This window comes from Duganella sp. Root1480D1, assembly GCF_001427305.1.
Taxonomy (GTDB): Bacteria; Pseudomonadota; Gammaproteobacteria; order Burkholderiales; family Burkholderiaceae_D; genus Rugamonas.
The window spans coordinates 130,228-144,785 of the sequence record NZ_LMFZ01000001.1; the positions used below are offsets into that span (position 1 = coordinate 130,228).

Annotated in this window: 9 protein-coding genes; 2 read left to right on the forward strand and 7 right to left on the reverse strand. The window is 63.8% G+C overall.

Going from position 1 to position 14,558, the window contains the following annotated elements:
• The first annotated feature begins 38 nt into the window (after nucleotides 1–38).
• On the forward strand, nucleotides 39–554 hold the full coding sequence (locus ASD58_RS00700; RefSeq protein WP_057259053.1) for a hypothetical protein: 516 nt from the start codon (nucleotides 39–41) through the stop codon (nucleotides 552–554).
• Between the two features lie 2 nt (nucleotides 555–556).
• Here ASD58_RS00700 and clpB read toward each other — a convergent pair whose 3' ends face one another.
• From clpB to ASD58_RS00735, 7 genes are all read right to left on the reverse strand, one after another.
• Complete coding sequence (gene clpB, locus ASD58_RS00705; RefSeq protein ID WP_057259055.1) at nucleotides 557–3,139, reverse strand: ATP-dependent chaperone ClpB; 2,583 nt, start codon at nucleotides 3,137–3,139, stop codon at nucleotides 557–559.
• A 54-nt stretch (nucleotides 3,140–3,193) separates the two neighbouring features.
• Nucleotides 3,194–3,646, reverse strand: coding sequence for a molybdenum cofactor biosynthesis protein MoaE (locus ASD58_RS00710; protein ID WP_057259057.1), 453 nt, complete (start codon nucleotides 3,644–3,646; stop codon nucleotides 3,194–3,196).
• Complete coding sequence (locus tag ASD58_RS00715; RefSeq protein WP_057259058.1) at nucleotides 3,643–6,246, reverse strand: DUF349 domain-containing protein; 2,604 nt, start codon at nucleotides 6,244–6,246, stop codon at nucleotides 3,643–3,645. Before ASD58_RS00715 ends, ASD58_RS00710 begins: the two co-directional genes overlap by 4 nt.
• Nucleotides 6,247–6,326: 80 nt before the next feature.
• Nucleotides 6,327–6,998 carry a hemerythrin domain-containing protein gene (locus ASD58_RS00720; protein ID WP_082565149.1) on the reverse strand — a complete coding sequence of 224 codons (672 nt, stop codon included), beginning with the start codon at nucleotides 6,996–6,998 and terminating at the stop codon, nucleotides 6,327–6,329.
• 105 nt (nucleotides 6,999–7,103) lie between these two features.
• The gene (locus ASD58_RS00725; protein WP_057259060.1) at nucleotides 7,104–9,467 is read right to left on the reverse strand and encodes a bifunctional acetate--CoA ligase family protein/GNAT family N-acetyltransferase; all 2,364 of its coding nucleotides are present in this window, start codon (nucleotides 9,465–9,467) and stop codon (nucleotides 7,104–7,106) included.
• Nucleotides 9,468–9,479: 12 nt separating this feature from the next.
• Nucleotides 9,480–10,472 carry a DUF2804 domain-containing protein gene (locus tag ASD58_RS00730; protein ID WP_057259061.1) on the reverse strand — a complete coding sequence of 331 codons (993 nt, stop codon included), beginning with the start codon at nucleotides 10,470–10,472 and terminating at the stop codon, nucleotides 9,480–9,482.
• On the reverse strand, nucleotides 10,469–11,701 hold the full coding sequence (locus tag ASD58_RS00735; protein ID WP_057259062.1) for a winged helix-turn-helix domain-containing protein: 1,233 nt from the start codon (nucleotides 11,699–11,701) through the stop codon (nucleotides 10,469–10,471). The genes ASD58_RS00730 and ASD58_RS00735 overlap by 4 nt, the downstream gene beginning before the upstream one ends.
• A gap of 189 nt (nucleotides 11,702–11,890) precedes the next feature.
• On the opposite strand from ASD58_RS00735, the gene ASD58_RS00740 reads away from it, so the two are divergent.
• The gene (locus tag ASD58_RS00740) at nucleotides 11,891–14,491 is read left to right on the forward strand and encodes a diguanylate cyclase domain-containing protein (RefSeq protein ID WP_057259063.1); all 2,601 of its coding nucleotides are present in this window, start codon (nucleotides 11,891–11,893) and stop codon (nucleotides 14,489–14,491) included.
• The last annotated feature ends 67 nt before the right edge of the window (nucleotides 14,492–14,558 follow it).

Below are 14,558 nucleotides of genomic sequence, written 5' to 3' on the forward strand. Positions count from 1 at the left end.
CTATCCAGAGGCACGAGTTTACGCAATTTGGAGGATGTATGTCATCAGGTTTTCAATGGCCATCAAAATGGTGGCAGTGGCTGCTGGTCTATCCGGGCCTGGCAGTTGCCCTTATCCCTATCGCCAACGAATATCTCAAGTCGAGCGACGGCGACAAACAAGTCGCACTCTGGACCAAGAACATCAGTTGTATCGAAACGCCCTTCGCCGGCGTCTTGAACGAATTCAATGTGCAGACCTCCGCCACCATCTGCAAATCCGGCGATGTGCTGGTGCGGTTTATCGGACCCGGCGACAAGCGGGCCTACCGGTGGGTGGCGGTGGAACTGTTTGGCTTGCGCAGCAGCGGCACATTCAGCTTGATCGGCAATGCGATGGCCCAGGCGCCCGCCGCGCGCCAGCTTGAAGAAACCGTCTGCCAGTGGACGCGCCCGGACGGCTGGGTCATTCGCCGCGTGAAGGTGCAGGGCAGCTGCTTCAACGAGCACATCTGGGCTGCCACAGGAGAAGTCAGGCGCCGGCAGCAGGTTGACTGCCAGGCGCCTTGCCGGTGAGCTTAAGCCTTGCGGAAGGCCAGTTCGTTGCCCTCGGCTTCGATGCGGATCGTGTCCTTCGGGCCGAAGCGGCCTTCCAGGATCAGCTTCGACAGCGGGTTCTCGATCTGCTGCTGCACCGCGCGCTTCAGCGGGCGTGCGCCATAAACCGGGTCGTAACCTGCCTCGGCGATCTTCTGCAGCGCGGCGTCGCTCACTTCCATGCCCATGTCCATGCGCTTCAGGCGCTGCTCGAGGATCTGGAGCTGGATGCGGGCAATCGAACCGATATGCTTGTCGTCCAGGCCGTGGAATACCACGATCTCGTCGATCCGGTTGATGAACTCCGGACGGAAGTGGCCACGCACCTCGGCCATCACCGCCAGCTTCACCACCCCTGGGTCGGATTCATCCAGCGACTGGATTTTCTGTGAACCCAGGTTCGAGGTCATGATCACCACCGTGTTCTTGAAGTCGACGGTGCGTCCCTGCCCGTCCGTCATGCGCCCATCGTCCAGCACTTGCAGCAGCACGTTGAACACGTCCGGGTGCGCCTTCTCGATTTCGTCCAGCAGGATCACGCTGTATGGCTTGCGCCGCACGGCTTCGGTCAGGTAGCCGCCCTCGTCATAGCCCACGTAGCCCGGCGGCGCGCCAATCAGGCGCGCGACCGAATGCTTCTCCATGAATTCACTCATGTCGATGCGGATCAGCGATTCCTCCGAGTCGAACAGGAAGTTCGCCAGCGCCTTGGTCAGCTCCGTCTTGCCGACGCCGGTCGGGCCGAGGAACATGAACGATCCATACGGACGGTTCGGGTCCGACAGGCCGGCGCGCGAACGGCGGATCGCATCGGCCACCGCGTCGATCGCTTCGTCCTGCCCCACCACGCGCTCGTGCAGCTTCTCTTCGATGTGCAGCAGCTTGTCGCGCTCACCCTGCATCATGCGCGACACCGGAATGCCGGTCGCACGCGATACCACTTCGGCGATTTCCTCCGCCCCGACCTGGGTACGCAGCAGTTTCGGCTTGTCGCCGGACTGCTCGGCGGCGCCGGCGGCTTCGGCCTGCTTCAGTTGGGCTTCCAGTTCCGGCAGCTTGCCGTACTGGAGTTCCGACACGCGCTGCCAGTTGGAGGCGCGGGTTGCCTCTTCCATCTGCTGCTTGATGCGCTCGATTTCTTCCTTGATGTGGGTGGTGCCCTGTACATTGGCTTTTTCAGCCTTCAGCACTTCCTCGTAATCGTTGTATTCGCGCTGCAGCTTGGCGATTTCATCGTCCAGCAATTGCAGGCGCGCGCGCGAGGCTTCATCCTTCTCGCGCTTGACGGCTTCCTTCTCGATCTTGAGCTGGATCAGGCGGCGTTCGAGCTTGTCCATCACCTCCGGCTTGGAGTCGATCTCGATCTTGATCTTCGAGGCCGCTTCGTCGATCAGGTCGATCGCCTTGTCGGGCAGGAAGCGGTCGGTGATGTAGCGGTGCGACAGCTCCGCCGCTGCGATGATCGCAGGGTCGGTGATTTCCACCTTGTGGTGCAGCTCGTACTTATCCTGCAGGCCACGCAGGATGGCGATGGTCGCCTCCACGCTTGGTTCGTCGACCAGGATCTTCTGGAAACGGCGCTCCAGCGCAGCATCCTTTTCGATGTATTTGCGGTATTCGTCGAGCGTGGTCGCGCCGAGGCAATGCAGCTCGCCGCGCGCCAGCGCCGGCTTCAGCATATTGCCGGCGTCCATCGCACCTTCGGCCTTGCCGGCACCGACCATGGTGTGCAGCTCGTCGATGAAGACGATGGTCTGGCCCTCGTCTTGCGCCAATTCCTTCAGCACGGACTTCAGGCGCTCCTCGAATTCGCCGCGGTACTTGGCGCCTGCCAGCAGGGCCGCCATGTCGAGCGACAGCACGCGCTTGCCGCGCAGGGAGTCCGGCACCTCATTGTTGACGATGCGCTGCGCCAGGCCTTCCACGATGGCAGTCTTGCCGACACCCGGTTCGCCGATCAGCACCGGGTTGTTCTTGGTACGGCGCTGCAGCACCTGGATGGCGCGCCGGATCTCGTCGTCGCGCCCGATCACGGGGTCCAGCTTGCCCATGCGGGCGCGCTCGGTCAGGTCGAGGGTGTATTTTTTGAGGGCTTCGCGCTGGCCTTCCGCTTCCTGCGAATCGACCTTGGCACCGCCGCGCACGGCATCGATGGCGCTTTCCAGCGCCTTGCGCTGCAAGCCGTTCTCGCGCGCCAGCTTGCCGGCCTCGCCCTTGTCTTCGGCAATCGCCAGCAGCACCATCTCGCTGGAGACGAACTGGTCGCCGCGCTTTTGCGTTTCGCGGTCGGCCTGGTTCAGCATATTGACGAAATCACGGCTGACCGTGACGTCCCCGCCCGACACCTTGGGCAAGCGCTCCAGCGAGTGCTTCAATGCCTGCGCCAGCCCGCCGACGTTCACACCGGCGCGCTGCAGCAGCGAACGCGCACCGCCGTCTTCTTGGTTCAACAGGGCCAGCAGCAGGTGCGCGGGTTCGATGTATTGGTTGTCGTTGCCGACGGCCAGGCTCTGGGCATCGGCGAGTGCTTCTTGCAGTTTTGTTGTCAGTTTGTCTTGGCGCATGTCGAACGCTCCTGATGAATTGTCAACGACAATCTAAGGACGCGTTGACAGTTTTCAAGACCACTTTATTAAAGCATCGTCGTCGCTGCTGCGCGCATCGACCCAGCGCGCGCCTTCGGGCGTCTGTTCCTTCTTCCAGAACGGCGCCTCGGTCTTCAGGTAATCAATAATGAATTCGCAAGCCGAGAATGCCTCGCCCCGGTGCGGCGAAGTGACCGCCACCAGCACGATCTGGTCCATGGGCTTGAGCGGCCCGATGCGGTGGATGACCAGCGCGCCATAAATCGGCCAGCGGGCTTTGGCCTGGTCGATAATGGACTGAATCGACTGCTCGGTCATGCCTGGGTAATGCTCGAGCTCCATTTCTGCAACGGAAGCGCCCTCGTTCAGGTCGCGCACCGTACCGACGAAAGTGACTATACCGCCAACTTTGGCGTTCCCGGCGCGCAGTTGCGCCACTTCATGCGACAGGTCGAAGTCTTCTGCCTGGATCCTTACTTCGTTCATTTACCCTCCGCGCCAGTCTTGCGGAACAACTGCTCGATGCGGCTGGCAGTGCGTGCGTCCACCAGTGCTGGCATGGCACACAGGGCAAGGAACTGGGCGGCGTGGCTGGCCGGTTTCTGGCCGGACTTGAGGGAGGACTGCAATACTTCTACCTGCATTTTCAATCGGTCTTTCGCAAATTCGGCGCCACTGTCGATGCCGGCCACGATTTCGAGGCGCAGCACTTCGGACAGCAGGCGTTGGCGGTTGGTTTCCAGTTGGCCGGCGTAGGCGGCACGCGCGGAGGCGCCCTCCCCGGCAGCTTTCAGTGCGGCGTCGAAGCGGATGCGCAGGGTGCGTTCCTGCTCGGCTGGCAATGCTGCCAGGGCTTGCCAGCGCTTGTCCCAGTCGGCGCTGTCGATATCGCCCGCTTCGACCAACGCATTTTCCAGGGCCTGCACCAGGCGCAGTTTCTCGCGCAAGGCATTGGCTTGGGCGGCGCCGGCGCGCTTGCGGATCGCATCGGCTTGCGATTGCAGGGCGCCGACCGCGGCGCGGTAACGCTGGTCGATCTTCTGCTCGCTGGCGCGCGGCACCACGCCGGAAGCATGCCATGCGGCGGCGGCATCTTTCAGCGCCTTGCCGATCGCGGCCAGCACGGACTTGTCGTCGCCTTCGAAACTGGCCCCCTCCAGTCCGGCGCAGATCGCTTCGCGCGCGTGCAAGTGGGCCTTGCGCTCATGGTCGGCGGCATGGGCGTGCTCCTTGCGCCTGGCGAAAATCTGGTCGCAAGCGGCGCGGAATTTCTGCCACAGCGCCTGTTCGGTCTTGCGCTCCAGCGGCAAGGCGCGGGCGTGGCCTTGCCACGATTCCTGCAGGCGGCGCAAGGTGTCGATGGTATGCCGATCCAGCGGATTCAGCTTGCCGACTTCTTCGATCAATTGCTCGCGGCGCGCCACTTCGATCTTGCGCTGCGAATCGAGCGGTGCCATCAAGGCATCCATCGCCTTGCTGAAGGCGGCGTCCAGGCGCTTCTTGTCCTTGCGGTCGATGGTGCCGAGGCGGCTCCAGGCTTGGCGCAGGCGTTGCGTGGACGATGCCAGCGTGCGCCAGTCATGGGTGTGCGGCAGGTTGCCGGAGGCGGATTCCTCACGGTCGACCTGCGCGCCGCCGGCGGCTTCCAATTGGGCCATGTCCCTGGCGATCAGAGCATAGGCTTCATCGACCAGTTGTTGCGCTTTTGCTGCATTGGCGTGGCGCTCATCGGCCAGGTGCTTGAAGTGGGCGGCGGCGGGAGCATAGGCGGCGGTACAGGCGGCGTCGAATTTTTCCCACAAGGACTTGGGCGCGGCGCCGGATACGCCATCCAGCCCCTTCCAACGTTCGCGCATGCTGCCGACTTTCTTGGCCAGTTCGCTCATGCCGAGGCCTTCGGCAGGCAGGCTTTCAACGGCGTGCACCAGTTCTTCCCGCGACACGTTGCCGCCCCAGCGCGCCCAGTCGCCCAGCCGCTTCAGGTCAGCCCGCGCGTGGGCCAGGCGCTCGGCCTGGGCTGGCGACAGGCGGCCGGTCTTGCTGTCTTTCAGCGCCTTGTCATGCTCTGCGGCAATGTGAAGCTGGCCCTGCGCGAGCGCAGCCTCCATCGCCTCGACCAGGTCCATGAAGTGGCGGTTGGCCTCTTGCTCGGCAGGAGACGGCTTGTGTTTCTCCTTTGGCGGGCGCGGCGGGCGCAAGGCAGCCGCATCCTGGCCATCGGCATGGGTGACTGCCGCGCCATGGAATGGCGCTGGCGTAATGGCCACCGGCCCCGGCGCGGCGTGCTCCATGGCGCCTGCCCTGGCGTTGCCTGCCGGCCGTTCGGTTTCTGCGGCAACCGGCGCTGCTGGCGCCGGCATCGCGGCAGGCGCAACGGCCCCGGCGTTCGCAGCCGGCCGCTGCGCGGCGCGCTCGGCCGCCAATGCGGCATCGAAGTCGTTCAGCAGGTGGCGCGGCAGCGAAGCGCGCTCAGGCGATGCCAGGTGGGCTTCATGCTCGCTGGCCAGGCGTTCCAGTTCCTCTGCCCCGGGATGCCTGCGCAAGGCTGCCAGCGCATCGATCATGGCGCGCTGCAGCGAAACTTGTGCTTCCAGGCGCTCGGCCAGCGCATTGCGCACATGGGCAAATTCAGCCGCTGCCGAGGGCGCTGCATCGACCACCTTCCATTGACGATCGAGGTCCGCCACCAGGTTGGGCGTGAGCTTTTCGTCAGCAAACAAACGCTGCGCGAGAGCAATACATGCCTGGGCCTGCTTCTGCTCGGCCTGTACGTGGCGGATGGCATCCAGACGTCCTTGCACCAGCTTGGCCACCCGCCGGTCCGAATTGCGCATCGCCTGCTGCACTTTCTCCAGTGCAGGCTGCGACACGACATGCTCGGCGGCGGCCAGCCGCACGTCGGCAAATTCACTGTTCAGGATGAGCTCAACCGCAGCAGACTCATCGCCCGCAAGATTGCGGGCCAGCTCGGCTTGCGCCGAACGGCGTTCTGCAGGAGTGCCGAGCGGCGCATGCGACCCGCCGGAACTCGGCTGGCCGGCAACGCTGGCCTGGCTGGCCTGCTGCTTGAAAAGGAACTCAAACATAGTTGTGCTATGAATGGATCAAAACCACCATCATAGCGCAGCGCCGCCCGGCAGGGGCGGCGAATGCAGGCACGGCGTGTTCAGGCCGTATCCGCAGCGGCGCGATGGGCCGAACGCGTGCGCCGGTGGTAGCGCAGCTTCGGCACAGGAACTGCGGCCTCGTCTTCACTCTGCAGGGAGGCACGCACCTGCTTCGCTTGCGACAAGGCTTTCCTGTCTTTATCGGCGGAGGCCGGCACGCGGCGCGCTTCCACCACTTGAGCGTCATGGGCCAGGAATTTGTTCGCGATATCGAACCACGCTTCGCCGCCGATGGTGGCGCGGGCAATCGTGAACAGTTCCTTTTCCTCTTTCTCCAGGCGCTGCAGCAGCACCGTGCAGAAAGTCTCAATCGATTCGCAAATTTCCGTCACTTGCTGTTCGCTATAGTCCGCCGCCGAATCGAGTTCCGCCTGCAGCCGCCGGATGACCGACAAGGCAGACTGGTTCAATCGGCTCAGTTCGTCCAGCAACTGATTGGCTTGTTCCGTCGCATTTTGCAGCGCGGGAATCAGGTACAGCTCGATCTTGCGCCAATGACAGGCCTGGTACAGGCGCTCCAGTGTCTCGCAAGCATATTCAAGCTGGGAAAGGGTCAGGCGCTGTTGCCGCAACAGCGTCGATTGCACGTATTTTTGAAACGACAGCAGGCTAAGGCGCACGTTAGCCTGTTCAACGGATAGCGCAACTAATGTATATGTGGCCGTTAACATTCTTGCTCCCAAATATCGCTACGCGGAAACGGAAGTACAAGTGTAAATTAGCCCGACAGGTTCGCTTTGACGTAAATCAATGTCACGTCATGCGCCCTCCCTAATTTAGGAGGTTTTCAAATCCAGCGCAAGGCGAAGATCAACCATACCAGCTTCTCGCGATGCCGTCACGGTTCCGCCAAATCTTCGCATAAGTTGTTGCATTCCGATATTCTCCGACAACGCTTCGCCCGTGATTTCATGCGTTCCGCGGCTGCGGAAATAGTCAAGCAATTTCTGGAACAGGATATTTCCCAGTCCTTTGCCTTTCAGATCTGAACGCACGATGATCGCGAACTCCGCTTTCTGGTTGTCCGGGTCGGCCACTGCCCGTACCACGCCCAGCGTTTCCGGCTGGCCATCGGCGCCGGTGCGGGTGGCGATGAAGGCCATCGCGCGGTCGTAGTCGATCTGGGTCAGGCGCGCGAGCTGGGTCGGCGGCAACTCCTTCATGGCGGTGAAGAAGCGCAGGCGCACATCGTCGGGCGCCAACTGGCTGAAGAAGCGCACATGGGCCGGCGCATCTTCCGGCCGGATCGGGCGCAGCAACAGGGGTGCGCCCTGCCACTGGATTTCCTGCTCCAGTTCCTGCGGATAGGGACGGATCGCCATGCTGCTTTCGGCGCGGCGCGGGCCAAGCGTGGCGCGGGCGCCATGCACTTGCAGCACGCCGCCGGTCACGGTAACGGGATCGATTTCCAGGGCAGCGATTTCGCCAATGTCGGCTACCAGTTCGGCTACGTGCACCAGCGCACCGCACAGGATTTCGCGCTCATCGACCAGGGCGCGGCCCACGCCGGTACGCCGCAGCATGTCGCGCGCCAGCACCGTGTTCAAGGGCGGCAAGCCGACTGCCCGGTCGTCCACCACGCGGCCGGCACTGCCACCCAGGCCGACACTGATGGCGGGCCCGAACACCGGGTCGACCTGCATGGCGATGCGAAGCTGCTGCACATTGCCGCCGGCTGCCTGGCTTGCCAACGGCAGCCCGTAGGCAGCCAGCAACGCGGCCAGCTCGGCTTGCGGCAGTTCCGCGTGGCCGGCCGCGCGCGCCGCTTGCACCAGGTTGTGCGCGGCCTGGCGTTCCGGCACCGAATGCGCGGGCACCTGGCCCGGAACTTCAATCAGCAAGGCCTGGTTGCGCGCATACTGCACCACCTGGCTGTAGGCGCGCACGGCTTTTTCGGGCGTGTCATAGGTTGGCAGTCCGGCGTCGGCGAAGATCTGCCGTGCGCCGGCGACCGACGCGCCGCCCAGCCAGCAGGAAAGCACACTGCGGCCGCTCTGGCGCAGCAAGGGCGCCAAGGCCTGCGCCACGCCGGTGCTGGCCGCGGCCGACGATGGCGCGTGCACCACCAGCAGCGCATCCGCGCCCGGGTCGGCCAGCAAGGCACTGGCTACCGCGGCATGGCGCTCGGCGCTGGCTTCGCCGCCGATATCGATCGGATTGGACAGCACCAGTCCGGCTGGCAGCTCATTGCGCAAGCGCTTGCCGGTATCGGGCGAGAATTGCGCCAGCTTGCCATGCACATATTGCAGTGCATCGGCCGCCAGCTTGCCGGTGCCGCTGCCGTTGCTCATGATGGCCAGGCGCGTGCCGCGCGTGGGCCTTGCGCGCGCCACCGTTTCCACCGCGTCAAACAGGTCGGCAGAGGAATACACGCGCAGCATGCCGGCGCGGCGGATCACGGCGTCGTACACCTTGTCGTCGCCGCTGCGGCCGGCCTTCAGCACCACGACCGGCTTGCCGCGTGCCGCCAGGCGGGCGGCTGAAATGAACTTGCGCGCGCAAGTCACCGATTCGATGTGCATGATGATGGCGCTCGTGTCATCGTCCGCTGCCAGGTAATCCAGCATGTCGCCCAGGTCGATATCGCCGCCCTCCACCACCGACACCACGCGCGAGAAGCCGAGGCCGTGCAGTTGCGCCCAGTCCAGCACCGCCGTCATCACGGTCGCCGATTGGGAGATAAAGGCGGTCTTGCCGGGCTTGGCGCCGGCGTGGGCGGCACTGGCGTTCAAGCCGGCCAGTGGCGCCACCAGGCCGATGCCTCCCGGGCCCAGGATGCGCAACAGGTTTGGGCGGGCGGCCCGCATGACCTGCTGGCGTATGGTGTCGTTGACCGGCGTCAGGATGATGGCGCCGCGCGTGCCGCGCGCGCCCAGGTCGGCAATCAGGGCCGGCACGGTATCCGGCGGCGTGCAGATGATGGCCAGGTCCGGCGCGCGCGGCAAGGACGACAGGCGCGCATAGCAGGGAATGCCGCGCAACTGCTCGTACTTCGGATTGACCGGCCAGATCGCGCCGGCAAAGCCGCTTTCCGCCATATTGTTCATCACCTGGGTGCCCATGCGGTCGGGCCGCAGCGAGGCGCCGAAGATGGCCACCGAGCCGGGCTCGAACAGGCTGTCCATATTCCTGATACTCATCGCAACGCTCTCCTACCAGCGTGAATAGTGGTCCTCGGTCACGCCGGCGAGCTGCGTGACAATGCGTTTCGGCCCTTCCGGTTCGCTGCGCACCCAACCGCTGAAATGGCCCACCGGCTGGATGTAGCGGCTGGCGGCCACCAGCAGGTTGCGGTTCTGGCGGCGTGCGCCGTCCGGCGTGAAGAACAGCTCCAGTTGGTCGTCTTCGGTGAAAATATGCCAGCGCTGCATGGGGTCGTGCGGGTCGAAGATGAAATGCGCGGGCGCCAGCGGCACCACTTCGCCATCGATCCAGAGCGCATTTTCGTGGCCGCCGAAGTAGCCCGATTGCAGGTTGAAGCCCATCTCAAGGTTATGACCGGAGGCCCAGCGCCATGAAGTCTCGCGCGCCAGCAGGCCGTTCGAGTAATCGAAACTGGCTACCCCGCCATCGAGCTTGTATTCGTCGCGGAAGGTGCGCACCTCGCCGGTCAGCGGCATGCCGGGCGACTTCTGCGTGCCGTGCAGCGCCCCGCCCTGCACCGGGCCGGTGGCCAGCAGCAGCGGCGCAATTGGCGGGCCGAATTCAGCGTCAATTTCCATGTAGGGGCAGCGCAGGGTCAATTGATAGCGATCGCCTTCCAGGGGTTCGATGCTGATCCGGGTGCTGCGCGTGCGGAACCAGCTGGCGGCGCCTGCATGCTCGCCGACGCCGACCGACATGCGGCCCGGCAGGCCGTCCTGCGAGAAATTGGCCATCATATCGCTGTCGTTGCGATCGAAGGCGTAAGCGAAGCAGGTGCTGGTCCAGCCCAGGTCGACGATGGCAACCGCCGCCATCACCTGCTCCGAAACCAGGGACACGTAGTGCCACTTCTTGTGGTGGAAGCGGCGCCACAGGCTGCTGCGCGCATAGTCGCCGGCCAGCAAATGCCAGTCGAAAGATTCGGCCGCGCCTGAGAAGCGGCCAAGCAGCGGCTTGCCATCGGCGCCGACCACCCGTTGCGGTGCTGGAGCCAGCCTCATTGTTCGACTCCCTGGGCATCCAGCTCCGCCTGCAACGTTGCGGCGAATTCGGGCGGCTCGCTGGCTTGCACCTGAACCTGCGGGCAAGCGTGCCAGCTGGCCAGGCGCTGCACCGCCCCCGCGACGTCGCGCACGAAGCGGTCGGTCACGCGGGCGCCGGGCTCGAGCACCAGGTTCTTCAGCTCAAATATTCCGCCGCGGCGGTGCGCCTTGGCGTCGATGCGGCCAACCAGTGCGCCACGGCGCAGGATCGGCAGCGTGAAGTAGCCGTAACGGCGCTTTTCGGCCGGCGTATAGCATTCCAGGCGGTAGTCGAAACCGAACAGGTCGACCGCGCGGCGGCGGTCCCACACCACCGGATCGAACGGCGACAGGATGGTGGTCAGGGTCGGCGACAGGCTGCCGTCGGCGGCTGCTTGCGCCAGGTCGGCCAGCTCATGGTGGATATAGACGGGGTCTTTCCAGCCGTCGACGCGCGCGCGCAGCAGCAAGCCTTCATCGGCCAGCGCTTCCAGGTCCGGGCGCGGCGGCTTGGTGCGGTAGTAATCAGCCACCCAGGCGCTGCGCGCCAGGCCCAGCGCACGCACGGACTTCAAGGCCAACTCGCGCCGGGTTTCATCCATGTCCGGCATCTGGCTGTCGTCCCAGCCCGGCAGCACGCGTTCGGCCAGGTCGTACACGCGCTGGAAATTGTGGCGGCGCGCGATCATCAATTCGCCGGCGGTGAACAGCACTTCCAGCGAGCGCTTCTCCGGCTTCCATTCCCACCAGCCACCGCCCTTGCCATCGGTACGCTCGAAATCGGCCGATCGCACCGGCCCGTTGCTGCGGATATGCTGCAGCACACGATCCACGTCCGCACGCCGCTCCTTCATCCACTGCACCGAATATTTCCATCCCATCGCGCTGGGGTCGACCATGCGATGGCGCAGCAGGCGATAGTCCTCGATCGGCACGAAGCAGGCTTCATGCGCCCAGTATTCGAACAACGCGCCTTCGGCCAGGTGCTCTTCCAGCCAGGGCTGGGGATAGTCGCCCAGCCGGCTCCACAACACGAGGTAGGGGCTGCGCGCCACCACGTGGATGGTGTCGATCTGCAGCACGCCCATGCCGCGGATGATTTCCAGCACATCGGCCTTCTGCGCCTTGCGCCGGCGTGGCTGCAGCAAGCCCTGCGCCGCCAAATGCAAGGCACGGGCCGCGGCGAGGGAGAAATTCAGTTCGGTCAAGACTCGATTCCTGTAGGGGATGAACGCTTATTCTAATAGCGAATTGACAGTATTTCTTGGCATTTTGCGAATGATGGTGGCTGCATGGCAGCATTGCGCCGTTTTTTTGCCCCTGCTGCCGGGGTTTGAGTGCAAAATAAGTCTGTGCCAACGTCAACCGCCCGTCAGATTTTCCACAAGCTGTATCGCATGATACTGCTGCCCTCTTTCACGCTGGTTTTGCTGGTGGTGATGTGGGCCGACGTTTTTTACCAGCTCAAACAGGACGCTGAAAGCGCGCACTACGACGCCGTGCAGCACAGCCACTCGCTGGCGCGCACCCTGGCCGAACACTCCGGCCATCTGCTGCGCCAGGCCGACCACGCTACCCAGCTTTTCAAGCTCAAATTCGAGGAAACCAACGGCGCCCTGCGCCTGCCGGAATTCAGCAAGCGCGGTGGCTTGCTGGATTCGGTCATGCCGGCCCGCCTTGAATTGCCCATCGCCCTGATCGACGCCAACGGCAACCTGTTGGACAGCATGCACGGCGCCTTTCCGCCCAATTCCGCCAACCAGTCCTTCTTCAAGGCCCTGTCGACGACATCCGGCGATGCTGCGCTGGTCACCAATCCGATGGTCGAACCGATTACCAAGAAGTGGCAAATCCAGATCGCACGGCGGCTGGACGACAAAGCCGGCAAATTTGCCGGCGTGATCGTGCTGATGATCGATCCGGCCTACTTCGTCGAAGATTATGACCGCATGCATGTGGACGAAGGCGGCCTGGTCATGCTGATCAGCCGCGATACCGCCCTGGCCACCGGCCGCGTCGACGAAAAGCTCTTCATCACCGACATCATCGACTATGTGGCGCCGGCCGATCCGGTCAACCTGCCGGAAGAACTGCTCCTCAAAACCCCGATCGACAGGACGGAACGCATCTACGGCTTCCGCGACATGCCGCGCTATTCGCTGACCGCCGTAGTGGGCGACGCCAAGGAACACGCGCTGGCCAAATACTACAGCCAGCGGCGCCTTTACTTTGGCGTCACCGCCATCGTTTCGGTCGTGGTCCTGGCCTTCAGCTTCCTGCTGACGCGGCAGGCGCAGCGCCTGCGCGAAAGCACCCGCGAGGCGACTTATGCGCGCGAAAAGCTGCATGCGGCCGTCGATGCCAGCCTGGATGCCCTGTTCCTGATCAAGGCATGCCGAGCCGGCGGCAACGGCAGCGAGATCACCGACTTCCTCCTGGTCGACGTGAACGAACGCGGCGCACGCGTTCTCGGCCACGCCCCGGACGAGGCGCTTGGCAAGCGCATGGGCGACATGCTGCCGCATTGGCATAGCGAAGGCATGTTCGACAAGTGCCTGGGCGTGATGCGGACCGGTGAACCGCTGGAAGAAGAGTTCGAATCGACTGTTTTCGGCGAACAGCTTTGGCTGCGGCACCAGATTGTCGCCATCGAGGACGGCGTCGCAGTTACCGCACGCAATATCACCGAACGAAAACGTTCCGAGATGGCGGTGCGCCAGAACCAGGCGGAGCTGCAAGCTGTGAATGATGCGTCGCCGCTTGGCCTGGTACGCGCCGACCAGGACGGCAAGTGCACCTATGTCAACCGGACCTTCGAGGCAATCACCGGCATGTCGCGCGACACGGCGCTGGGCGACGGCTGGTTCAATGCGGTGCATCCTAACGACCGGGAAATGCTGCGCGCATCGCTGCGCCACCTGAACACCACGCAGCTGGCTTTCCAGGAAACCCTGCGCTGCGTGCACCCGGACGGCAAGATCGTCTGGACCTCGATCAAGGTGGCGCCGATCGTGATCGACGACGCAATCGCCGGATACGTCGGAACGCTGGACGACATCACGCTGGTGCGCAAGTCCGTCATGGCCCTGCGCGAGAGCGAGGCGCGCCTGCGCACCATCGCCGACACGCTGCCGGCCATGATCGCCTACGTCGACTTCGAAGAAATTTACCGCTTCCACAACCTGGCGTATGAGCGCGAGTTCAGCAAGACCGGGCTGCACGTGACGGGGCGCACGGTGCAGGAGACCGTGGGTGAAAAACGCTACGCCATGCTGCAGCCCTATATCGCGCGCGTGCTGCGCGGTGAAACCCTGACCTTCGAGGAAGAAGACGACAGCGGTGATTACCTGCGCACATACGATGTGGTCTACATCCCGCAACTGGACGAAGACGGTATCACCGTGATCGGCTTCCACGTCATGCGGCAGGACGTGACGGCGCAAAAGCGGGAGAAGCAGCGCCTGCTGCGCCTGTCGCAGGTCGATGCGCTGACCGGGCTGACCAACCGCGCCGGCTTCCTGCAAAAACTGAGCGAATCCATGACCGCCTGCCGCGAAAGCGGCGGGCTGATGGCCGTGATGTACCTTGATATCGACCGCTTCAAGCCGGTCAACGACACTTACGGCCATGCCGTCGGCGATGCGCTGCTCAAGGCATTTTCGGCTCGCCTGTCCAACACCGTGCGTGCCAGCGATACCGTGGCGCGGCTGGGCGGGGATGAATTCACCATCATCATGGACCACATTTCCAAAACCGACGATGCCGCCGTGACCGCTTCCAAAATCGTGCACGCCATGCAGCAGCCGTTCGAGCTCGATGGCATCCTGGCCAATGTCTCGACCAGCATCGGCCTGACCTATTATCGCGACGAGGATGTCAGCGCGGCCGAATTGTTGAAACGGGCCGATTTGCTCTTGTACGAAGCCAAACAGGCCGGCCGCAACACTTTCCGCAGCGGCGTTCCGTTGCCGGAAATGCGCTCCCCGAACGCGGCCTGACCGGGATCAAGACATCCGCCCGCCGTTTGCGCTATATTTGCGCTTCCCACGCCCTGCTTTACATTTC

Excerpts from the sequence above, each read along its gene's own strand:
- ASD58_RS00700 (WP_057259053.1), top strand. The coding sequence starts at position 39 with ATGTCATCAGGTTTTCAATGGCCATCAAAATGGTGGCAGTGGCTGCTG.
- clpB (WP_057259055.1), bottom strand. The coding sequence starts at position 3,139 with ATGCGCCAAGACAAACTGACAACAAAACTGCAAGAAGCACTCGCCGAT.
- ASD58_RS00710 (WP_057259057.1), bottom strand. The coding sequence starts at position 3,646 with ATGAACGAAGTAAGGATCCAGGCAGAAGACTTCGACCTGTCGCATGAA.
- ASD58_RS00715 (WP_057259058.1), bottom strand. The coding sequence starts at position 6,246 with ATGTTTGAGTTCCTTTTCAAGCAGCAGGCCAGCCAGGCCAGCGTTGCC.
- ASD58_RS00720 (WP_082565149.1), bottom strand. The coding sequence starts at position 6,998 with ATGTTAACGGCCACATATACATTAGTTGCGCTATCCGTTGAACAGGCT.
- ASD58_RS00725 (WP_057259060.1), bottom strand. The coding sequence starts at position 9,467 with ATGAGTATCAGGAATATGGACAGCCTGTTCGAGCCCGGCTCGGTGGCC.
- ASD58_RS00730 (WP_057259061.1), bottom strand. The coding sequence starts at position 10,472 with ATGAGGCTGGCTCCAGCACCGCAACGGGTGGTCGGCGCCGATGGCAAG.
- ASD58_RS00740 (WP_057259063.1), top strand. The coding sequence starts at position 11,891 with ATGATACTGCTGCCCTCTTTCACGCTGGTTTTGCTGGTGGTGATGTGG.